This window comes from Micromonospora sp. NPDC047730, from assembly GCF_043204765.1.
In the GTDB taxonomy this organism is placed as follows: Bacteria; Actinomycetota; Actinomycetes; order Mycobacteriales; family Micromonosporaceae; genus Micromonospora.
In genome coordinates this window covers 135,906-158,501 of sequence record NZ_JBIDCU010000007.1, presented here as the reverse complement: position 1 = coordinate 158,501, position 22,596 = coordinate 135,906, and the positions used below count along the sequence as shown (strand labels likewise).

Annotated in this window: 9 protein-coding genes; 5 read left to right on the top strand and 4 right to left on the bottom strand. The window is 77.2% G+C overall.

The window, feature by feature from the left end:
* Positions 1-57 precede the first annotated feature (57 nt).
* The 3 genes from ACGF5G_RS18380 to ACGF5G_RS18370 all read right to left on the bottom strand — a co-directional run bounded on the left by ACGF5G_RS18380 (position 58) and on the right by ACGF5G_RS18370 (position 4,426).
* The gene (locus ACGF5G_RS18380; protein WP_393264061.1) at positions 58-3,297 is read right to left on the bottom strand and encodes a hypothetical protein; all 3,240 of its coding nucleotides are present in this window, start codon (positions 3,295-3,297) and stop codon (positions 58-60) included.
* A gap of 140 nt (positions 3,298-3,437) precedes the next feature.
* Positions 3,438-4,298 (bottom strand): peptidoglycan-binding protein, encoded by an 861-nt coding sequence (locus tag ACGF5G_RS18375; protein WP_393264058.1) that lies wholly within the window; start codon positions 4,296-4,298, stop codon positions 3,438-3,440.
* Positions 4,299-4,300: 2 nt separating this feature from the next.
* The gene (locus ACGF5G_RS18370) at positions 4,301-4,426 is read right to left on the bottom strand and encodes a hypothetical protein (RefSeq protein WP_350679578.1); all 126 of its coding nucleotides are present in this window, start codon (positions 4,424-4,426) and stop codon (positions 4,301-4,303) included.
* Positions 4,427-4,956: 530 nt separating this feature from the next.
* Between ACGF5G_RS18370 and ACGF5G_RS18365 the strand changes: the two genes are divergently transcribed.
* The 5 genes from ACGF5G_RS18365 (at position 4,957) to ACGF5G_RS18345 (ending at position 21,663) form a co-directional block, all read left to right on the top strand.
* A complete protein-coding gene (locus ACGF5G_RS18365; protein ID WP_393264055.1) occupies positions 4,957-14,544 on the top strand; it encodes a DUF6603 domain-containing protein in 9,588 nt (3,195 codons plus the stop codon).
* The gene (locus tag ACGF5G_RS18360; RefSeq protein WP_393264053.1) at positions 14,544-15,869 is read left to right on the top strand and encodes a hypothetical protein; all 1,326 of its coding nucleotides are present in this window, start codon (positions 14,544-14,546) and stop codon (positions 15,867-15,869) included. Before ACGF5G_RS18365 ends, ACGF5G_RS18360 begins: the two co-directional genes overlap by 1 nt.
* Positions 15,866-16,888, top strand: coding sequence for a hypothetical protein (locus tag ACGF5G_RS18355; RefSeq protein WP_393264052.1), 1,023 nt, complete (start codon positions 15,866-15,868; stop codon positions 16,886-16,888). The genes ACGF5G_RS18360 and ACGF5G_RS18355 overlap by 4 nt, the downstream gene beginning before the upstream one ends.
* A 71-nt stretch (positions 16,889-16,959) precedes the next feature.
* Positions 16,960-20,361 (top strand): DUF3892 domain-containing protein, encoded by a 3,402-nt coding sequence (locus ACGF5G_RS18350; RefSeq protein ID WP_393264050.1) that lies wholly within the window; start codon positions 16,960-16,962, stop codon positions 20,359-20,361.
* Positions 20,362-20,523: 162 nt separating this feature from the next.
* A complete protein-coding gene (locus ACGF5G_RS18345; protein WP_393264048.1) occupies positions 20,524-21,663 on the top strand; it encodes a CaiB/BaiF CoA transferase family protein in 1,140 nt (379 codons plus the stop codon).
* Positions 21,664-21,726: 63 nt separating this feature from the next.
* Here ACGF5G_RS18345 and ACGF5G_RS18340 read toward each other — a convergent pair whose 3' ends face one another.
* The gene (locus ACGF5G_RS18340) at positions 21,727-22,593 is read right to left on the bottom strand and encodes a MauE/DoxX family redox-associated membrane protein (protein WP_393264046.1); all 867 of its coding nucleotides are present in this window, start codon (positions 22,591-22,593) and stop codon (positions 21,727-21,729) included.
* Positions 22,594-22,596 lie beyond the last annotated feature (3 nt).

Below are 22,596 nucleotides of genomic sequence, written 5' to 3'. Positions count from 1 at the left end.
GATCCCGGTCGCCGACGCTCCTGCCGGATTGTCGGCCGTGGTGTCGCGCCGCGGCGGTCACCGCTGCGGCACGCCCGGCGGCGGCTCCGGCCCGAAGTGCACCCCCGCGATCGGGCCGCCCGGCGGCAGGAGGATCTCGAGCATCCGCTGCCGCCCGTCCGGCCCCGGGTCCCGGATGAACCAGAGGTGGTACTGCGATCCGGCCGGGATGTTCTCGAAGTCCCCGAGCGCGTCGCGCAGGTACTGCCGGGCCGTCGCCTGCTGCTCCGCGGCGGTCTGGAGGTGGATCGCGTCGGACTTCAGCTCGAGGAAGCACGGCACGTCGCCGGCCATCCAGTGCCCGTCCAGGTTGGACCGGCCGGTCAGCCAGGTGCCGATCCGCGCGCCGAGGAACCACATCGTCTGCTGCAGGACGGGCAGCGGACCGAGGAAGACGTGCTCGGCGAGCCGGCCGCGCATGCGGTTGGCGACGATGGTCAGATCCGGCACGCGGATCTGCCCGTCGACCATCATCTTCTCGAACGAGTCGACGAGCGCGATCCTGGTCTGCGGCCGGTACGCGTCGAACTCGCCGGCCTCGGCGACCTCGACGACCTGCAGGCAGTCGGTCATCGCCCGGCGCTGGTCCGGGGTGAGCGCGGGAAAGTCCCGGGCCACCTCGTCGGCCAGGACCCGCCAACTGGGGTGGGCCCGGTCGACGCCCAGGTTCTCCGGCGTGATCTTGCGGCGCGGCGGGCGCAGCGGGGGAGCGAGTGCCAGTTCCCGGCGCAACTGCTGGCTGGTCAGCGACATCAGCCGGGCGACGAGCGCCGGGCGGTCACCCGCCGGGGCCTGCTCCAGCAGGGTGCCCGCCCGGCCGAGCCCGTCGTCGACCTGCGCCGTGCCGAGCCGCTTGCGCAGCCGCAGCACCAGCAGCGGACCCCACTGCCGCCCGAACGCGATCGACGCGGGATGCGACGCGAGCCCGTACAGGGCGGTCGAGCGGGACTGGACGGCGCCGACGCCGGCCAGGTCCGGGTGTGCGAGCAGACGCAGGAACGACTCCCGTCCCCTGGCCGCCTGCGCGAGGATCTTCGCCACCTTGTCGGGGCCGAAGGCGGCCTGGAGGCGCTCCAGGCCCAGGGTCGCCGCGCCGGGCAGCACCACCGGCTCGGGTGCTGGCCCGGGCCGCATGCTCGCCTCGGGCACGTGGACCAGCCGCTCCGGCGTCGCGGCCCGCGCCGGCAGGTCGCCCTCGGGCAGCAGGAGCAGGCGCCGGCCGCCGGAGCCGGACACGAGCACGGCGTCGGGGAGGTCGGTGGGCCGCCGGGTGCCGGGCGGGTAGGCGGCGTCGAGCACCGGCCGGGCGTCGTCGCTGAAGACCACCAGGCCCGGCAGCAGGCCCTCGAAGGTCGGTACGGCGTCCGGCCAGGTCAGCGAGGCGCTGATCCCGGCCTCGGCGAGGCGCAGCTCGATCTCGCCCTTGGCGGCGGTGAGCCGGAGCAGCGCCGCGTCGCGTTCCGCCCCGGGCGGCAGCCCGTCGACGAGGGCGACCAGCCCGTTCCAGGCCTGTGCCGCGCGGGCCGCCCACGCCCGGAACTGTTCCGGGCCGGCCGTGCCGTTGCGGACGGCCTCGAAGTCCTGGGCGACCTGCGCGCGCTCGGCCTCCAGCTCCTGCAGCCGCCGCTCGCCGTCGACGGTGAGCGCCCCGCGGGCCGCGCCGAGCCGGTCGAGGAACGACCTCGCCATCAGCCCGCCGACCATGACGGCGCCCGTGGTGGCGGCCTGCTGCACCGCGGCCACCACGCTGTCCCGCAGGCTGCGCAGCTCCCCGGTGCGGATCAGGTGCTGCGCCTCGCCGAACCCGAAGGTGGTGATCTGCTCGACCACGAGCCGGGCGACCTGCTCGGCCCGGTCACCGGACCGGGCCACCGCCTTGAAGATGTCCCCGGAGCCGCAGAGCACGACACGGACGACGGCGGCCTGCAGCGCCTGCCACGCGAGGTCCTCCTGGAACGACGTCGCCGTGATGGACTCCGGCCCCAGCAGCAGCTCGGACGCGCCACGGGCGACGAGCGTCTCCCACATCAGCCGGGTGGCGACCACGCCCGCCGAGACGGCGATCGAGCCGAGCACCGTGCCGCTGCCGACGACGGTCTCCAGCACCGCGCCGGCGGCGGCGCCGGCCGCCCCTGCGGTGATCGCCGTGGCGACGCCGATCGCCACTCCGGCCGCGATCGCCTTGACGGTCTTCTGCAGTTCGATGGTGTCGGCGATGTCGTCGAGGTCGGCCTTGAACCCGGGTCGGCCGGTGACGGTGGCCAGCACCGCGACGGCGAGCCGGTGCCGCTCCGCCGCCTCGACGTACGCGCCGTCCTTGTGCAGCAGGAAGCTCTGCTCCACATGGGTGAGGGCCGACGCGAGTTCGACGACGTACCCGTCCACCCGTTCCGTCGCCGCGCTGGGCAGCACCGGTTGGTCGGCGAGCCACGACAGCCGTTCCCGGGTGGTCAGGATCTGCACCGCCAGGCTGATGGTGCGCAACTTCTGGCTGAACCGCACATACGGCTGCAGGTAGTCGCGGAACGAGTAGGCGCGTACCGCGTACAGCTCGGCCAGCAGGCGGCGGCGCAGGAACCACTCCTGCCCGGGGGCGGTCATGGCGACGCCGGTCTCGGCGTCCGCGGCCCGTCCGGGAAGGGCGTCGTCCTCCCGTTCCGCCCGCAGGGCGACGAGGTCGGTGACCTGGTCGGCGAGCTGCCCGATCACGGCCTCCAGACCCATGCGGTCGGTCAGGTAGAGCAGCGGCATCGTCGTCGAGAACTCCCCGACCAACCGGTCGCCCTCGTTCTGCCGGGCCTCGATCCGGTGCGGCGGCGCGGCGTCGAGCGCCTCGGTGATCGCGGCGCAGTACGCCTCGCGGGCCTTGTGGAGGTAGCCGCGCAGCCGTGGCTCGAACGGGGGGAGGTACTGGCCGGGCCGGGCGAGGTCGGCCAGTTGGCGCAGGGCCGGGCCGAGCGCCACGGTCACCGCCCAGGCCATCTCCACGCCCCGGACCCGGCGCGCCATCGCCCGGGCGGTGGGCGCCGGCGCGCCGGCCGCCGGGTTCAGCATGGCCCACAGCCGGCGGCGCGCCGGCTTCAGCTCCCGCGCGTACGGGACGAGGTCGTCGACGGCGTCGAGCAGCTCCGCGAGCAACAGGTCGTGCGGCACGCGGCTGGTCGGGCTCTGGGTGACGGCCACCGGGTCCGGCCGCCGCGTGCCCACGGTCGCCAGGACGGCCCCGCGTACGCCCTCTTCGCTCAAGCTCTGGGTCATGAACTCCCCCGCCCCGCCGGCGTGGCGACCACGCCACACCATGGACACTCCGGTCATCGATTGCGCGCCCCGGGTCGTCGGCACGACCAGGCGGTTCGGTACGGGCGCGGGACCGGGGCGACCCGGTTCCGCACCGTGAATCAGTAGGTGACGCGTACGCCCATCTCGGCCCAGGTGAGCCGGCCGACGATGCCGTCGTCGGTGAGCCCGCGCATCCGCTGGTACCAGCGGACCCCCGCCTCGGTCTTCGCGTCGAAGCGGGTGCCCGGCGGCCCGCACCGCCGCGCGCCGACGAACCGCTTGACGTACGCCACGTCCTCGCCGGTGCTGCCGACGCGGACGGTGCGCGAGCCCGGGGCCCGGCCTGCCGGCTGCGGCGCCGGTGGCCTGGTGGCGGTGCGGAGAGCGGTCAGGGTCTTCGGTCCGACGACGGCGTCGACCGTCAGCTTCTTCGACTTCTGGAAGGTCCGGACCCAGGCGGTGGTCTTCGGCCCGAACACGCCGTCGGCGGTGAGGCGGGCGCCCAACCGGTTGACGAGGGTCTGCAACTCCCGCACGTCGCTGCCCTTGCAGCCCGCCCGCAGGACCCGGTCGCCGAGCTTGGCGGCCCGGGCCGTGGCGACGCCCCACGGGCGCAGGCTGTCCTCCAGGGCCCGGGCGTGGCTGACGCTGACGTGCAGGTGCTTGGTGTGCGGGTTGGATCCGGTGTAGCGCGCGGGCCGGAAGTCGCGGGTACGGCTCCAGATCAGCCGGTTGTAGATCACGTACTGGGTGGACGGGTGCTCGATGCAGTGCCGGACGACCAGCAACGGGTCGATCCCGTCGATGTCGAAGTCCGCCGCGTTGACCGAGCGGTCGTCGGCGTCCGGGTTGTGGTCGGACTTGCGGGCCTGGTGGGCCGCGTCGCCGATCCAGCCGTCGGAGGCCTTGTCCCGGTGCGGCCAGCGGGTGTTGATCTCCTCACGCAGCACGCGCAGCGTCGGGGCCAGGTGCACGCCCATCGTCACTCCTCCTCTGCCAGCGCCGCGAGCAGGTCGTAGTCGACGGCGTCGCCGATCAGCTGCTCCGGGTCGTCGTCCTCCTCGAACGTGGCCACCAGGTACTCGGCGTCGATGCTGGCGGTGTCCACCAGTGGTCCCCCCTCTTCCGAATCGTCACCCTGCCGGCCGGATCAGGGCGGCCCGGCCGCGTCGCGCCTCGCGGTGTGCGGCACGGGCGTCGCCGCCCCGGGTCGACGGCGGGTGACTGACGTTCTCGTGGGCAACCTTCGGGATCGCGGCGGCGGGCCGGCAAGGGGAGAGTCGCCTATTGGCATCACGACTGACCGACCGGTCGGTCACCGCCGCCGGACGACGGTCGACGGTCGTCGAACGTGTCCACTCCGGCCAGGTATTCCAGTGGCCGGGGACGCGTTTGACTGATCGATCGGTCAGCCGCCGGCCGACCGAGTCGTCGACCCGGTTGGCCGGGCGGGGGAGCCGCGTGCCGCAACGGGCGAACGCGGTCTGACGCTTCGGACCGTCTCGGCGACGGCACGGTCGGCAACGTCCGAAGGGCGACAGAGTTTCGGGGTCGGTCCTCCGTAGCCTCCGGGAACTCCCGCGCCGAATCCACCGAGGAGGGCGGGAACCGAGGGGGGACGATGGGGTGGGTGGGCCCATGATCAACGTTGACGGCATTCCCGCCGAGGTCGAGGACCTCGGCATCGCGCTCGGGCTGCTCGCCCCCTCCGGTGGCGGCGTCCGGCTGGTCGAGGAGTTCTTCGCCGACCCGTGGACGCGGGTAGGCAAGCTGGTCGCCAGCGACGTCCAGCGCGCCGCGCTGGTGCGCGCGATCGAGGTGCTGCTGCCCTCGGCCCGGCCGCGCTTCGCGACCGAGGCGGCCGGCCGGCCCGACCGGGTCGCCCGGCACGTGCCGCTGCTGGAGCAGGGCGGCAAAGGTCAGGTCTACCTGGTCGTCGAGCGCGCCGGGCCGGCGGCGTCCGCCCCGCTGACCCTGGCGATCGAGGCCGAGGCCGGGCCGGTCGCCGGCGGCCCCGCCGTCACCGCGCGGCTCGACCTGCTCGTGGCGTCCGCCGGCACCGTCACCGCCGTCGCCGCCAGCAGGGAACACCCGATCCGGCTGCGCGCCCGGGCGCCCCTCGGCGACACCGGCGCCAGCGTGGAGGCGGCCGTCCTGCTGGTCGCCCCACCCGACGAGGCGCTGAGCCGCGTCACCGTCACCGTCCGGGGCCTGCCCGGCGCCACCGAGCCGCTCGTGCTGGACCCGGCCGCCGGCAGCTCCCAGCTGGCCCTGCTCGTCACCGCGCTGCTGCGCTACGTCCTGGCCGAGGTCGGCGACGGCGTGCCCGCACCGGTGCGACTGGTCGCGGCCAACCTGCCCGGCCTGCTGGGCCTGGCCCCGGGCCTGGTGCCGCTGCCCCTGGGCGACCTCGCCACCGACCCGGCGGCGTTCCGGTCCTGGCTGGCCGCGCTGGTCGCCGCGCGGACCCCGGACGGCGCGCCCGGCCTGGTCGGCTGGCTCGACTCGGTCGCCGGCCTGCTCGGCGCCGACGAGTCCAAGCGCACCGACCTGCCCACCGACGCCGACCCGCTGCTGATCCCGGTGCTGGCCGGCCCGCCGTCGGTCGACCTCACCGTGGCCGTCCGCACCGACCCCGCCACCGGCGCCGGCGCCCTCGTGGTCGGCGCCCGGGTCACCTACACCGGCGACGGCACGCTCGACGCGGTCGTACGCGGCGACGCCGTGCTGCTGGTGGTGCCGCTGACCGGCTCGGCCCCGGTCACGCTCTTCGAACGCCTCGACGTGCTCGTCGCCGCGCCCGCCCACGGCGGTCGGCTCTTCCCGGCCGCCGGCGAGCCGGCCGGTGCCGTGCAGGTCGGCGGGCTGCGCGCCGGCCTGCGCTACCGGGCGGCCAGCGGCACGATCACCCCGCTGCTGGAACTGCGCGACGTCACCGTCGCCATCGGCGACGACCCGCACCACCTCCACCTGGTCGACCTGACCGACGCCCGGTCGCTGACCTCCGCCGCGCAGTCGCTGCTGGAGGAAGCCATCGAGACCGGGCTCGGCCCCGCCGCCGGCCCGGTCGCCGCGCTGCGGCGCCTGCTCGGGCTGGGCACCACCCCCGGGGTCGACCTCGGACTGCTCACCACCGCGCCGACCCGCGCGCTGGCCGCCTACTACCGGCAGCTGCGCCAGGCACCCGACGGCTGGCCCGGCGTGCTGCGCGACGTCGCCCGGCTCGCGGGCACCGCCACACCGGTGGTGACCGGCGCCGGCACCCCGGCCGACCCGTGGCGGGTCCCGGTGGACGCGCTCGCCGCCGCGCCGGGCGCCCCCGTGGCGCTGGACCTCGTCCTGTGGGACTCCGGCACCGCCGCCGCGCCCGTCGTCGAGCTCGGACTCGCCCTGCGCGGCGGCGCCCACCTCGACGCGACCCTGCCCTGGCGGGTGGACGTCCGCGCGGCGCTGGCCTCGATCCCGCTCGACGGGGCGACCGGTCCGGCCTGGCTCGGCGGGGTCACCGCCACCGCCGTCTTCGACCCGCCGGCCCTGGCCATCGGCGCGCCGGTACGCGTCTCCACCGACGGCGTCCGCCTCGACGTCGCCTGGTCGCTCGGGTCGCCGGTGGCGGTCACCGCGACCGTCGACGACCTCGCCGTCACCGTCGACGGCGTGCCCCACCTGCTGGGCGACCTCACCCTGCCGCCCGCCGGCCCGATCGACCCCGCCCTGCCCGACCTCGGCCTCGGCGTCGACCCCGCCGCACTGTGGGGCGCCGCCCGCGGCCTGCTCGCCCGGGTCGCCGAGTCGTGGGCCGGCCCCACCGCCCGCGACCTGCTGGCGCTGGTCGGCATCGCCGGGCCGGGCACCACCGGCCCGCTCGCGGGGATGCCGCCGCTGCTGCCCCCGGACCCGACCGACCTGTCGTCGCTGCTGGCCGACCCCGCCGCCGCGCTGCGCCGGTGGCTCGCCGACCTGGCCCGCGACGAGGACGCCCGCACCGACGACGGGACGCCGTACCTGGTGGCGCTGCTGCGGTTGCTGCAGGCCGCGCTGACCGACCGGCTGCCCGCCCTGCCCGGCCAGGACCTGCCACAGGTCGACCTGCCCGTCTCCGGCGGCGGCACCGAGGCGGCGCCCTGGCGGGTGCCGGTCCACCGCGCCGGCGACGACGCGGTGGAGGTCCTCGCCTGGCTGGAGCCGCAGGGCCCGCCCGCGAAGTGGGCGATCGCGCCGCTGGTCGACCGGTTCGCCGGCGCCGACACCGACGACGCTTCGGAGGAGGCCGACCCGATCCCGGTCACCGGCGCCGACGTGCTCGCGGCGGCCGAGGCCGCCGGGGCGTACCTGCCGGAGGTCGCCGGCGTGCTCGACGGCGTCGACGCCACCCACGCCGCGGCGGCGCTCGGGGCGCTGGCCGGCGTGCTTACCGATGGCGACGGGCTGGTCCCCGCCGGCACCGCCCTGCCGGCCGAGACCGGCTGGCGGGCCGGCACCCCGGTCGCCGCCACCCACGACACCCTCACCACCGCGCCGGCGGCGGTCGCCCAGCTCCGCGACGAGATCGCCGCCCGCACGGCCGCCGCCGGCGACGACTGGGCGGTGCTGCTGCTCGCGCCGCCGCTGGCCGGGTCACGACCCTGGGCCGACCTGCTCGGCGACGTCGCGCCCGACCAGGTCGCCACCGTGGACCTGCGGGTCCCCGGCACCCCACCCGACCTGGTCGACCTCGGCACGCTGCCCGCCGCCCACTGGTACGTGGTGGACCTCGCCGACGACGGCACCCTCCCCGCCGCCGCCGCGCTCGCCGCGCTGCGGCACGTGCAGGACGCGGTGCGGACGGTGCGTCCCGGCGTACGCACGATCCTGGTCGGACACTCCTACCTCGGCCTGGTCGCCCGGCAACTCGTCGCGGCCGTCCCCGCGCAGGTGCTCGGCCTGATCACCGTCGGCACCGCGTTCGACGGCGCCCTGCTGCCGCTGGACGCCCCGGCGGTGGCCGAGGGGGTGCGGCTGGCCGGCGTGCTGGCCCCGACCGGCCTGCCGGCCGCGCCACTGCTCGACGCCGCCCTGCGCCTCCAGCGCCGCCTGCTCGACGGGTACGCCGCCGGGGAGCCCGGCGCGCAGGCCCGCCCCCGCCCGCTACCCGCCGCCGCGTTCGCCCGCTGGCTCGGCACACCCGTCGACCTGCGCGGTGTGCCCGCGCTCGCGCTGCACGGCAGCCTCGGCGACGTCGACGGCAGTGGGGGAGCGGGTGACCTGCGGGCGGCGCTCGTCGCCGCGCTGACCACGCACACCGTCGAGGAGGCCGGACCGGCCGCACCGCCCACCCACGCGGTCGCCGCCCTGCGGCTCGCCCTCGACCTGGGCGCCCCGGCGGCCGGCGACCCCGACGTCGACGTCGACGTACGCCTCGGGCTCGGCTCGGTGGCGTTGGACCCGGCGGCGCCGGCCGACCTCTCGTCGGCGCAGGTGCGCGTCCGCGTCGCCCGCCCCGGCGGGTGGCTGCTCGGCGGGCCCGGCACCGGCGCCCCGAGGCCTGCCCGGGTCCGCGCCCTCACCGTCCGCGCCACCGTGCGCGCCGGCACCGCCGGCCCCGTCACCGACATCCACGTGGTGCTGCACGACGCCGCCCTGCGCGGCGAGTCGGCCGCCGCCGTCGACCTGGCCGACCCCCGGTCGCCGGAGCTGCTCGACGCCCTGGTGCAGGAACTCGACCGGGTGGCCGCCGCCAACGGCCGGCTGGCCCGGCTGCTGAACGAACTCGCCGCCCTCGGCGTCATCCACCGCGCCGCGCCCGGCCGGCCGGCCGCCGTGCTCGCCGACGCGGTCGCCGCGCTGCGCACCGACGCCACCGGTTGGCTGGCGCCCCGGCTGCCCGCGCTGGTCGACCGGGCCGCCGGGCTCCTCGGCCTGGTCCGGGACACCGCCGCCGGCGGCGGTCCCTGGCGGCGCCGCCTCGCCGGACTGCCGGTCGAGCTGGTGCTGGAGGCCCGGCCGTGGCGGCTCACCGCCCGCACCACCGGCACCGGGCTGCGGCTCGGCCACGGCGTCACCCTCACCGGCTCCTCGACCGTGGCGCTGGCCGACCCCACCCCGCGCGTGCAGGCCGCGCTCGCGGTCGGCGGCGTCACCCTCACCCGGGCCGCCGGCGCGATGTCGCTGGCCGCGCCGTGGCTGCCCGGGCCGGTCGGGCTGTCGCCGGCCGGCCCGGACCTGCCCGCCCGCCTCGCGTCGCTGCTGCCCCGGCTGCTCGTCGGCGGCGCGCTCGGCGTCCTGCTCGAACAGCTGACCGGCGAGGACCTGCGGGTGGCCTCCCTCGACGGGCTGCTGACCGAGCCGGCCGCCTGGCTGCAGCGCACCTTCGCCGGTACGCCCGGCGCGCCGCCGCAGGCCGCGCCGCTGGCCGGCCTGCTGCGCCTGGCCGCGGCCCCGCTGGGCCTGGCCGCCGACCCCGCGCACGCCCTCACCCTGCCCGGCGGCGTCACCGTCGACCTGCTCGACGTCGGCACCGCCGAGGACCGGGCGCTGCGGCTGCTGGTCGGCGCCACCGACCCGATCGTGCTGTGGACCGACGACGCCGGCACGGCCACCCTGGACCTCGCGCTGCGGCTGGACGTCGACGCCGCCCGGCAGGTGCGGCCGGGCGGCGAGCTGACCCTGCACCTGCCGCTGCCCGGCGACTGGGGCGCGCTCGACCTGCGGCTGGGCGCCGATGCCTCGGGCCTGTCCGTGGCCGTCACCCCGGCCGCGCTGGACGCCACGGTCACCCTGCTGCCGGCGGTGAGCGGCCTGGACACGCTGGTGGAGGCCGCCGGGGCGAGACTGCTGCCGGAGCTCCTCGACCGGCTCGTCGAGGGCATCGGCGCCCGCGACCCGCACCCCGCCGCCCTCGACGACGTGCTCGACGTCGCCACGGCGCTCGGCGTCTACGACCCGAAGTCGGCGCCGTACGGGTTCGCCGCCCGCACCGGCGCGCTCGCCGACCTCGCGCGGGACCTCTCCACCGGGGCCCTCGCCAGCGTCGGCACGGTCGCCGCGCCCGCCGTCGTGGCCCTGCTGCGCCGCGTCCTGGGTGACGCCCAGGTGCCGCCGCCGGCCACTCCGGGAGAGGTGGTGGTCCGGGTCGCGGTGCTCGACGGCACCGTCGAACTGCGTACCGACCTGGCCGCCGATCGACCGGAACTCGGGCTGGCCGTGCAGGGCCTCACCGCCGGCGCGGTCACCGCCGACATCGCCGTCGGCTACGCCGACTCCGCCGTGACCGCGTCGCTGGCCGCCCACGCGTACGTCGACACGGGGCTCGGGGTGACCCTGCGCGCCCGGCTGTCGGCGCAGGCCACGGCGGCGGGACTGGCCGTGCGGCTCGGCCTGCTCGGCAGCGACGACGCCGGCACCGGTGAGCTGGGCGTCCAGCTCGCCCCGGTGGTGCAGCTGCCCGGGGCGGCCGAGCTGGCGCAGCTCGCCCAGCGGCTGGTCGTGCCGATGGCCGGAACCCTCGCCCTGCGCGCGGCCGAGCCGTGGCTGCGCCGGCCCCTGTGGTCCGGCGGCCGCACCGCCGCGCAGATCCTCACGAGCGCCGGCGTGGCCGTGGACTCCCCGGACGGGATGCGGATGGCTCCCGCCCTGCCCACCCCGGTCGGGCTGCTGCGCGGAGCCCTCGACGCCGTCACCGGGGTGCCCGTGCCGGTGCCGGGCGGGCTGACCCTGTCCGTGGTCACCGACGGCGCCCGCTACGGCCTCGTGCTGCGCGGCGAGCTGGCCCTGCCCGCCGGCGACACCGCCGTGCAGCTGCGCTTCGGGCTGCCCGACACCGTCGACGCCGGGTGGGGGCAGGCCGGCCGGGGCGTCGGCCTGCTGCTGCTCGACCTCACCACCCCCGCCGCGCCGCAGCTGCGGCCGGTGCTGCGGCTGGGCGGGCTGGGCATCCGGGTGGCCGCCGGCGCGTCCGGCAGGGCGCTGGTCGAGACCGGCGGATTCCGCCTCGGTGCCGTCGGCGCCCACGTCCGCGCCGACCTGGCGCTGACCGGCCCGGCGGCGCTGGACCGGCCGACCGTGGTCGACGGGGCCGTCATGCTCGACGGGCTGGGGTTCCCGATGGCCCCCGGCGGGGGCGGGTCCAACCCGGTCGCGGCGTCGCTGCTGCAGACCGGCGGCGGCGGCGACGCCGCCCCGGCGAATCCGCCCCTGGACGTGCTGGTCGCCCGCGGCGGCGGCCGGTGGCTGGTGCTGTTCGGCGGGAAGGCCGAGGCCCGGTTCGAGATCAACCGGAGCTACGGTCCGCTGCACATCGCGGAGCTGGCGCTGCTGTACAAGGCGGCCACCTCCGGGCCGGGCAAGGTCGGGGTGTCCGTCGACGGCGGGGTCGCCGTCGCCGGGCTCACCCTCGACGTCGACGACCTGTCGCTGCTGGTGCCGCTGCGCAACCCCACCGACCTCAGCGCCTGGGAGGTGGACCTGGCCGGCCTGTCGGTGTCGTTCAGCTCGCCCGGGGTGTCGGTCGCGGGCGGGCTGGTCAAGGTCACCGGCGCCAACGGCGTGCAGTACGACGGCATGCTCTCGGTCGACCTGGCCGGGCGCGGCCTGACCGCGGTCGGCTCGTACGCCCGACCCCGCGACGACCTCGGCGAGTACACCTCGCTGTTCGTGTTCCTGTCCGTCGGGTTCCCGCTCGGCGGCCCGCCCTACCTGTACGTCCTGGGCCTCGCCGGCGGTGCCGGCTACAACCGCCGGCTGATGGTGCCCCGCGACCCGCAGGGCGTGCCCGCCTTCCCCCTGGTGAAGGCCATCGACGAGGGCGGCTTCGGGGGCTCTGGCGGCCCGATGGGCGCACTGGCGCGGATGTCCAGGGACATCCCGCCGGCCCGGGGCGCGTTCTGGCTCGCCGCCGGGGTGAAGTTCTCCACCTTCCAACTGCTGCACACCACCGCCCTGGCCTACGTCTCCGCCGACCGGGGACTGGAGGTCGGCCTCCTCGGCCTCATGCGGATGGCGCTGCCCGACGCGCAGGCCGCGGTGGTCAACCTGGAGTTGGCCCTGGCCGCCCGGTACAGCACGGTGGACAAGGTGCTCTCCGTCCGGGCGGCGCTGACCCGCAACTCGTGGCTGCTCAGCCGCGACTGCCAGGTCACCGGCGGGTTCGCCTTCGTGGTGTGGCTCGACCGGCCGGAGGTGCTGCTCTCCATCGGCGGCTACCACCCCCGGTTCAACAAGCCGGCACACTACCCGGACGTGCCCCGGGTCGGGTTCCACTGGTCCGTCGGCGGCGGCGTGGTGGTCAAGGGCGAGGCGTACTTCACCCTCACCCCGTCGGCGGTGATGCTCGGCGGTCGCCTGGAGGCCTCCTACGACCGCTCACCGGTGCGGGTCTGGTTCGTCGCCGCCCTCGACGTGTACCTGCGGTGGGACCCGCTGACCTACGACATCACCGCCAGCGTCAGCGTCGGCGCCCGTTTCACGATCAAGGTGTGCTTCTTCGCCTGCGCGCGGATCAACGTCAGCGTCTCCCTCGGCGCCCGGGTACGCATCCAGGGCCCGCCGCTGCACGGCACCGTCACGGTCGACCTGGCCATCGCCTCGGTCACCGTCAAGTTCGGCAGGGCGCAGCAGCAGCCGCTCCTCGACTGGAACCAGGTGACCGTCAAGTACCTCGGCGGCGGCGACGCGGCCCGCCCGGCGACCAGCGGCACCGTCACCGCCGGCACCCTGCCGCCGGCGGTCGGCAGCCGCCCCGACGGCACCCTGGAGCGCCCGTGGTCCGTGGCGCCGGAGTTCGCGGTCCGGGTGGAGTCGCTGATGCCGCTGTACGGGTGGCGGCTGACCGGCAGCGGCCGCGCCGACGACCGCACCGACGGGCGGGAGGTCGACGTCGTCCCCGCCGGATGGAACATGGGCAGGACCCGCGCGACCATGGTCGTCGCGGTCGAACAGCGCGTCGGCGCCAACTGGGTCGCGGTGCCCGCCGCGCAGATCCAGACGCTGCGGCCCTCCACCGCCACCGCCGGATTCCCGGCCGGCCTGTGGGACAGCGCCCTCGCGGGCACGGCGAAGGGTGGCGCCACTCCCACCATGCTCCGGGCCCTGTCGTCGGTGGGCCTGGCCGCCCCGATCACCGTCTCCGAGGCGACCGGCGTGCTGCCGGACGTGGCCCTGGCCACGATGATCGAGGAGGAGACACAGCGCCACCTGCCGCTGTCGGTCCCCGACGCCGTCGCGCCGGCGCCGTCGGTGCTGCGCCTGCGACGTACCGCCGACTCGTCCGAGACCGCCGTGACCGCGGCCCGCCGGGCCGTGGCGGCGCCGGCCGGGCCGAGGCTGCGCGCGACCGTCTCCACCGACCAGCACCGGGGCGCGGGGCGGGCGGAGCTCCGCGCCGTCGCCCGGGCCCGCGCGGAGGGGGACAGCGGCGCGGCCCTGCCGGTGGGCGGCACCCAGGTCTGGGACACCACGGGCGCCGGTGGGCTGCGGCTGCGCCTCGACGAGGGGTCCGCGCCGCTGCGGCTGGTCACCTTCACCGGCACCGGCGCGCCGCTCAGCGACGGCCCGGCCCGGGCGGGCACCCGGGTGCCCGCCGACGCCGCCCGCGCGGTGGTGACCCCGGCGGCCGGCGCCGCCGCCGGCTGGGCCGCCGACACGCCGCTGGTCCCGGTCACCGACGGCGTGCTCGTCGCGCCGGGCGCCACCGTCCTGCTGCCGCACCCGTGGCATCCGCCGGCCCGCTACCGCCAGGCCGGCGAGCACGTGCCGGTGCCCGCGGCGCTGCTCTCCGCCGCCGTCGACGGTCTGGTCACCAACCTGCCCGCCACGACCCGCGCGGTCGTGGTGTCCCTGGAACCGGTGTCCGCCACCGCCAGCCTCGCCGACGTCCGCGTCGAACTCGACGGGGTGCGGGTCAGCAGCCGGGAGGACGCCCCCGACGACGACCAGCCGCACCGCATCCTCCTGACGGTCGACGCGGAGCGCGGCGCCGAGGCGATCTCGGTGCAGGTCGTGGCCGGGGACGGCTGGCGGGTCGCCGGCGTGATCGGCACCCCGGACCACGCCGTCGACACCGACTGCACCGCCGCCCGGCGGGAACTGGCCCGGGTCACCAGACCCGCGACGGTGCCCGGCCGCCCGGGTGTCGCCGCCCGGTCGGCGGCGCGTACCGCGGTCGCCGGGGCGGCCCCGGCGACCGAGCCGGCGGCCCCGGCACCAGCGGCGGCGTTCGTCGCCTTCGACGACGACGAAACGGAGGCGTGATGACGGAGACCCCCGTCGCGCCGGGATCGATCCGGCTGCACGACACGGTGACGCCGTCGCTCACCGCCGGCATCTACCGGTTCACCAGCAGGCTGGAGGTGACGGACCGGGGCACCCCGAAGACCTCGCCACCCGAGCACGCCACCCACGTGCAGGTCGGCGCGCCCCGGCTCGCCCTCGACGCCACCGAGGTCGCCGGGCAGCACCCGCCCCGCGACGCGGTGGGCGCGTTCGGCGACCGTCTGCCGCACGTGGTGCTGGGCCGACGCGCCCTGCCGTGGGAGCGACGGCTCGGCGACGGCACGCCCTGGCTGGCGCTGCTGGTCGTCCGGTCCGACGAGGCGACCCTGACCACCGGGACGCTGCGCTCCGTCGTCGGCGAGGCGGTGTTCACCCGCCTCAACGGCATCGAGCCGGTCGACGGCAACCGGGCCGTCGTCGGGCTGCGGGCCAAGGACCTGACCACGTTCCGGTCGCTGCTGCCCAGCCGCACCGACGTCAGGCTGCTCACCCATGTGCGTCAGGTCAACGTCGCGGACACCGCGCTGGCCGGCAGCGACGACGACGGCTGGTTCGCCGTGGTCACCGCCAACCGGCTGCCGCTGGGCGGGGTTACGCCCACGCCGTACACGGCCTGCCTGGTGTCGCTGGAGGCCCGCGACGACGTCTGGGCGACCAACCTGACCAGCGTGCCCACGTTGCTCGTGCTGGCGTCCTGGCCGTTCGTGACCAGCACCGCCGGCGGCACCTTCGAGCACGTCGCCGGGCACCTCGACCTCGGCGCGTTCGGCGCCCCGCCGGCCGGGCAGCCCCCGCTGGTGGACGCCGACGGGGCGCTCGCGCTGGCCGCCACCCGCCGCGACGGCACGCCGGCCACCATGGGCTACCGCCCGCCGCTGCTCGGTGCGGCACCCGACCCGCTGCCCGCGGGGCCGGGCGACGTGACCGGCGACGCCGCGTTCGAGCTGGGCCGGCTCCTCGCCGCCGCCGACGGCCGGTTCATCCGCGAGGTGGTGGCCTGGCACCGCGCCGCCGACGACGCGGCACGAGCCGGCAGCGCGGCGGGTCTCCGCGAGGACAGCGCCCGCTCGTACGCCGCCTCCGGCACCGCCGTGCGCCGCACCGCCACGGTGGCCGCCGAGGGCACCGACCTGCGGCGTGCCGCCGCGGTGGCCGTCGACGGCGCCGACCCTCTCGCCGCCCTCGGTGAGACGTTCGCGCAGCGGCTGCTGTCCCGCACCGCCCGCGCCGACCTGTGGCAGGCGCACCCGGGTGGCTCCAGCGTCATCCCGCGCCAGTTGCGCCCGGAAGGAGAACCGTCGTGACGACCCACCTGTCCGCCGGCGGCCGGCTGCTCGCCGAACGGCTCGGCGCGCTGGTCGGCCCGCCCGCCGACACCACCGGGCAGCCCGCGCCGCGGGCCCGCACCCTGGCCGCCGCCGCCGCGCGTGCCGTCGCCGAGCCGGTCGCGGCGGCGACCGCCGACGCGCCGCCGCTGCCCCCGTACGTCGAGCACCTGCTGGCCCGCTGGAGCCTGCTGCACGACCTGCCGTTCCGCTACCTCGTGCCCGACGCGCGCCTGCTGCCGCCCGAGTCCATCCGGTTCTTCCGCCTGGATGACGGCTGGCTGGAGCGGCTGCGGGCGGGGGCGCTGGCCGTCGGCGGCGACGGCAGCCGGGAACGCGCCGGCACCCGAACGCTGCTGCCGCGGGTCACCGCCGCGGTGACCGAGCAGCTGCCGCTGGTGCGGGAGGTGCAGCGCACCCGCATGTCGATTCCGGTCGCCGCCGACCTGCTCGCCGAGGCCCGGGCCGCGGGGGAGCTCACCGCCGCGGCCGGGCCGGTCCCGGTCACCGGGTTCCTGCTCCGCTCGTCCCTGGTCAGCGGCTGGCCCGGCATGGAGGTACGCGCCTGGACCAGCGACGACCCCGCCGTGGTGCGGCCGGGCGTCGACCCGGACGAGCTGGCCCGCACCCGACCCGACCTGGTGGTGGAGCTGCTGCGCCTGGAGCGGCTGTCGCCGTCGGTGCTGGTGGCCTTGTTCCGCGGCGCCCCCCGCCTGGTGTGGTTGGAGGAACCGCCGCAGAGCGTGCAGTTCGGCCTGGAAGCCGACGGGGCGGGCTGGCGGGCGCCGATCCGCGACGGCGCGGGACCGGACCTGGGCAGCGTCCCGGTGCCGATGCGCCCCGGCCCGGTGCCCGGCGTCGTCGACGTCGCCGGCCTGGCCCGCAACCTCGACCAGGCCCGCCCCCTGCCCCGGCCGCGCGGCGGCGCCGCCGTGGCGCTGTCCCTGCTCCAGGCACCGTCGCGGCAGCGGTTCGGCGCCTCCACCCCGCCGGCCTGATCCTCGGCGTCGCCGATCCACCGCGGGGCCCGACCGCAGTCAGGCCCGCCGAACAGAGGGAGCCCCTCGTCGTGACAACTGTCCTCGTCCCGGTCGCGCTCGACGTCCTGGTCGTGCGGGAGCCCGGCGCCGCCTCCGACTGGGCGCGTACGGCGCTGACCCGGCCCACTCCGCCGGCCAGCGGCCGGGTGCAGCAGGACGTGCTGCCCGAACCGTTCAGCGCGCGGCAGACCGCCCGGCCGCCCGGCGCGCACCTGCACTGGGGGCTGCCCGACGGGCTGACCCGCGGCGTCGCCGACGACACCGGTGCGACCACGTTCCCGCCGGTGCCCGACCGGTGGCTGGTCGTGCGGATCTCTGGCCCGGCGACGCCCGGTCCCCGGGCGGTGGAGGCGTGGCTGCTGCCGTACGCGGGCGCGATCGAACCCGTCCGGGTGGACCGGGCCTTGACCGGCCCGACCCTGCCGGCCCCCGGCGCCGCGCCGAGGTCCCCGCTGACCGCGCTCGGCCACGGCGACCTCGGCTGGGCCGGCTACTACGACAACGTGACCCACCGGTTCGCCCTGCACGACGAGCTGACCGGGGTGACCGGCCCGGTGGCGTACCTGGTGCTCGGCTGGTACACCGACCCCGTTCGCGACCCGCTGCACGTGGCCGGGGAGACGGCGTACACCGAGCGGATGGAGGACCTCGGCTGGGAGGTCTACCCGCCGCGCCGCGACGACCAGCCGGTGCCGGACCGGTCGGTCTACCACGCGGCGGCGGTGTCCATCGGCTGGCCGCAGCCGAACTGGCCCGGCGACGGCGGGCTGCTCGGTCGGGAGACCGACTACCGTCCCGCGTCGGACGCGGTGGCGGTGGCGCTGGGGGAGACCCTCGCCGAGGCCCTCGCGGCGCTCGCCGCCGAACCGGACGACCCCGCCGACGCGGCCCGGATGGTCGAGGCGCTGCTGCAGGGCGCGCTGTCCGACGTGACCGGCGCCGACGGTCCCGCCCGGCTGGACGCCTCGCTGCACCAGAGCCGGTTCGGCTCGGCCCCGGCGGCGGCGGGCAACGAGTACATCTGGCAGCCGGCGGCCGGCTCCGGCGGTGCCGCCGGCGGCGGGTCGTTCGTGCAGGTGGAACGGACCCGGCCGCGGGTCTGGCACGCGTTGGAGCCGGCGCTGGTGGTGGCCGGTGGCGGACGCAGCCCGAAGCACGGCGCCGACGGCCGCTACTCCGAGCTGGGCAACCTGCTGTGCCGGGTGGACGGGCAGACCGTACGCGGCTTCGGCGTGGCCGGCGGCGACGCCGGTCCGGGCGCGGCGGTGCTGCCGCCGACCCCGCTGGCCGGGCTGCTGCCGCAGTACGGCGTGCCGGCGGTGGCCACGGACCTGCTCGTCGAGCTGGCCAGCATCGACCCGGGATCCGCCCCCGACCTGGCGCTGGCCACCGACACCCGGCCGTCGCCGGTGGCCGCCGCGCGGGCGGCGTGGTGGGCGACGTTCGACCCGGGCGTGGGGGACCCGACGCGACCGCCGGCGGGCGCCGTGGTCGACGGCCAGTTGCCCAGCCCGGTCGGGGTGACCCCGCCGAGCCGGCCGTGGAACCCGTTGCTGCTGGAGTGGTCGGCCACCTACCTGCCGACGCCGCGCGGCGCGCACGACTGGCCGCTGGGCGAGGTCGACCACGACCTGCCGGCCGTCGTGACCGAGCCGGCGCCGGAGACGGGCCGTACGCTGCGCGGGCGGGTGATGTTGTCGGCGTCGGCGGCGGCGCTGCTCGACGGCACGGTCGACCCGCGGGACGCCGAACGCGACCTGCTCTCCGGCGAACTCGTCGGGATCGCCGAGCAGCTGCGTCGCGACGCCACCGGCCTGGTGGTGGACGCCCCGAACGCCACCGACGCCGCGCAGCCGCCACAGACCCCCCGCGCCGCGGACTTCGTGGCCCTGCGGGCCGGGTTCCTGCGGCTGGACCGGGCCCGCCTGGTCGACGGCTACGGCCGGTTCCTGGAGGTGCTCGGCCCGGACGTGGCGACGCCCGCGCCGGTGACGCACGGGGTGACGCTCGCCGTGCCGGGCCACCCGGACCTGGCCGCCCTGCGGCCGCGCTTCACCGCCCCGGCCCGGGTCCTGCTGCGCTTCGCCGACGCGCTCGGCGCGCCGCGCGACGCGGACGCGGGCGTCAGCCCGGTGTGCGGCTACCTGGTGCCGTCGTCGGTGGACCGCACGCTGGAGTTCTTCGACGACAAGGGCAACGGCTACGGGCGGCTGCGCCCCGACCCGGAGACGGTGACCGCGTGGGAGGAGGACCCGGGCCGCCCGGCGACCCTGGGCGCGCCGCCGAGCCGGTTCCTGCCGAACCCGCTGCTGGCCCGCTTCGCCGACCGCATGCTGGCCGCCGACCACGCGCTGGCCACCGCCCGGGCGGGCGGCCATCCGGCCGGCGGCGCGCAGAGCGCGCTGGAGTCGCTGCTGCGGGTGCTGGACACCACCCGGTGGACGGTGGACGTGACCGGCCGGGCCGGCGACGAGCACCTGGCGCTGCTGCTCGGCCGGCCGGTCGCGGTGGTGCGGGCGTACCTGAAGGTGGAGGTGGAGGATCCGCGGCAGCCCCCGGAGAACGCGCGCACCGGCGTCCCGGTGCGGCTGGGCACGCTGTCACGGGCGCAGGACGGGCTGCTGGCGTACTGCGTCGGTGACGACATGGACCGGCTGCACATCGTGGACCCGGCGGTGGCGCTGCTCGCGCCGGGGCTGCCCGACGCCGGCGGGGCGGCAGCGCTGCCGGGCGCGGACCCGATCACCTCGCCGTACGTGGACACCTCCGGGGTGTTCACGGTCAACCCGGGGGTGCCGGTGCCGCTGACCCTGCTGATGGTGCCCGGCTCCGACGTGCACGTCACCGCGGGGCTGGTGCCGCAGAAGTCGGTGGGGCTGCTGCGGGAGTGGACGTCCTCGGCACTGTCCCGGCTGTCGCCCGCCCTGCGCCACGGCCCGGTCCTGCACGACCTGGAGACGACCCGCCTGCCGCTGCCGCAGGACGTACGCGGCTCGTGGCACTGGCACCGGCGCGCCGAGCCGGGCACGTGGCGGACGGACGTGGTGGTGCCGAGCACCCCGGACGCGTTGCTGCCGAACGAGCCGTCGACGGCCAGCGAGGGCTGGTTGCAGGTGGCGCTGGTCGCCGACACCGAGTACCACGACACGGCCGTGCCGGTGCGGGTGAGCTGCGTGCGCACCTCGAGCGGCACGACCCTCGCCCTGGGCGGGCACAACGGCGACGGCAGTCACTTCCTCATCCCGGTGCCGGAGGCGATCGAGCTGATGGGCAGCGGCCGGTTCGCGTTCTTCGTGCAGGAGCCCGGCACGGAACGTACGGCCATCCGGGTGGTCCGGCCCAAGCGCGGCCGGCCCTACCTGCGTACCGTCGCCGACGACGCGTCGCCGAACAACCTGGACAGCCTGCCGGAGTGCCAGCACGTCCGATGAGGCGGGCGCGCCCGTCCGGCGTCGGGTCCCTCGGGGCGGGCGATGTCCGGCGCGCCGGCTGTGCCATCGTTGTCCTTCCATCGGGTTCCGTCGGGTGCGGACGGCGAAACGCCCGCACCCGACGGCGCGCGCCCGCGGCGGCAGCGGGTAAGGGGAGGGGCGATGGCGGAGCAGCAGGCCGGGCCGTTGAGCGGCATCCTCGTCGCGGACTTCTCGCGGATCCTGGCCGGGCCGTACGCGACCATGCTGCTCGCCGACCTCGGCGCCGAGGTGGTCAAGGTGGAGGGCCCGGGCGGGGACGACACCCGCGCCTGGATGCCGCCGGTCCGGGAGGGGACGTCCACCTACTACCTCGGCGTCAACCGCAACAAGCGCTCGGTGGTCCTCGACCTCGCCGACCCCGACGACCTCGACGTCGCCCGGCGACTCGTCCGGCGGGCCGACGTCATGATCCAGAACTTCCGCCCCGGCGGGCTGAAGCGCTTCGGCCTCGACTACGACGGCGTCGCCGCCGACAACGAACGGATCGTCTACGCCTCGATCAGTGGCTTCGGCACCGGCGCGGGCGCGGACCTGCCCGGCTACGACCTCGTGGTCCAGGCCGCGTCGGGCCTGATGAGCCTCACCGGCGAGCCGGATGGCCCGCCGTACAAGGCCGGTGTCGCCGTGTTCGACGTGATGGCGGGTCTGCACGCGGCCCTCGGCATCCTCGCCGCCCTGCACCACCGCGCCCATACCGGGGTCGGCCAGCACGTCGAGGTGAACCTGCTCTCCTCGGCGCTGTCCGGCCTGGTCAACCACGCCAGCGGCCACGTCGCCGCCGGCGCCGCGCCGTTCCGGATGGGCAACGCCCACCCGAGCCTGTTCCCGTACGAGCCGTTGCCGGCCGCCGACGGCGACCTCGTCGTCATCGCCGGCAACGACGGCCAGTTCCGGAAGCTGTGCGAGGTGCTCAGCCTGCCCGGGCTGCCCGACGACCCCCGGTTCCGGCACAACCCCGACCGGACCGCGAACCGGGACGTCCTGCGCCCGATGCTGGTCGAGCGGCTGGTCCGGCGCACCCGCGACGAGTGGTTCCGGGACCTGCGTGCGGCGGGCGTACCGTGCGCCCCGATCAACACGGTCGACGGCGGCGTCGCCCTGGCCCGGGACCTCGGGCTCGACCCGGTGGTCACCGTCGGCGGGGTGCCGGGCGTCCGCAACCCGATCGGCTTCTCCGCCACGCCGCCCCGGTACGACCTGCCGCCGCCCCGCCTCGACGAGCACGGCGACGAGATCCGCGCCTGGCTGACCGCCGACTGAAGCCCCGGCGGGTACCGCTTCCAGCCCTGACGCCGGTCGCCGGAGGGGGACGTGGGGGAGGCTTCAGACCGGCGCGACGGAGAGCCGAGGGCCGGCGGGCGGCGGCGCGGCGGCCAGGCTGAGCAGGGTGTGCCCGGTGGCGTCGTCGACCACGGCGACCCGCACGGCGTCGGGCTCCCGGTCGGCCAGCGGCACGGCGAACACCGCGGTCGCCGGGCGGCCCCGGTAGCGCGCGGCGTGCCCGACGAAGCGCCAGTCGCCGTCGTCCCAGTGTTCCCGCACGTCGGAGCGGAGCAGCGGGGCCACCCGCCGGTAGGCGTCGCTGAGCTGGAGCTGCTGCACGGTGGCCAGCAGCGGCACGCCGGTGCCGCCGCGCAGCGGATGGGTCAGCCGGGCGCGCAGCCGGCGCAGCGGCAGCAGCCAGGCCGCGTCCAGCTCCGGCGAGAGCGCCACCACCGCGGCCAGTTCGGCGACCAGCACGGCGCCGCCGGCCACCGGCCGCCCGGTGAGTGCGCCCGCCCAGCCGCCGTCGGCCAGCCCCGCCAGCCCGGCCGCCGCGAGCAGCAGCCCGGCCCGGGCCAGGCCGCGGCCGGAGACCGGGGTCGGCCGGGCGCTCAGGCACCCGCAGGAGGAGGTGGGGGCGGCGCGCCGGGCGTACGTCAGGTAGGCGAGGAACCCGGCGGTCAGGGCGGCCGCGCCGACCGCCTCCAGGGGCAGCGCGGGCGGCAGCACGAGCAGCGCGCCGAGGGCCAGCTCGACACCGCCGAGCAGCCGGTACGCGGGCAGCGCCCGGTGCTGCCCGAGCAGGCGGACGAGCGCCGACCGGCCGGCCGCCGCGGCGGCGTGCCGGCTGAAGAGCTTCACGCGGGCGGACCAGATCAGCACCGCGCCGACGACCAGCGGTTGCAGCGCCGCGATCATGTCGAACATGTG

What these genes read in the sequence shown, in the direction of transcription:
- ACGF5G_RS18380 (WP_393264061.1), bottom strand. Translation starts at nt 3,297, where the DNA reads ATGACCCAGAGCTTGAGCGAAGAGGGCGTACGCGGGGCCGTCCTGGCG.
- ACGF5G_RS18360 (WP_393264053.1), top strand. Translation starts at nt 14,544, where the DNA reads ATGACGGAGACCCCCGTCGCGCCGGGATCGATCCGGCTGCACGACACG.
- ACGF5G_RS18365 (WP_393264055.1), top strand. Translation starts at nt 4,957, where the DNA reads ATGATCAACGTTGACGGCATTCCCGCCGAGGTCGAGGACCTCGGCATC.
- ACGF5G_RS18345 (WP_393264048.1), top strand. Translation starts at nt 20,524, where the DNA reads ATGGCGGAGCAGCAGGCCGGGCCGTTGAGCGGCATCCTCGTCGCGGAC.
- ACGF5G_RS18340 (WP_393264046.1), bottom strand. Translation starts at nt 22,593, where the DNA reads ATGTTCGACATGATCGCGGCGCTGCAACCGCTGGTCGTCGGCGCGGTG.
- ACGF5G_RS18375 (WP_393264058.1), bottom strand. Translation starts at nt 4,298, where the DNA reads ATGGGCGTGCACCTGGCCCCGACGCTGCGCGTGCTGCGTGAGGAGATC.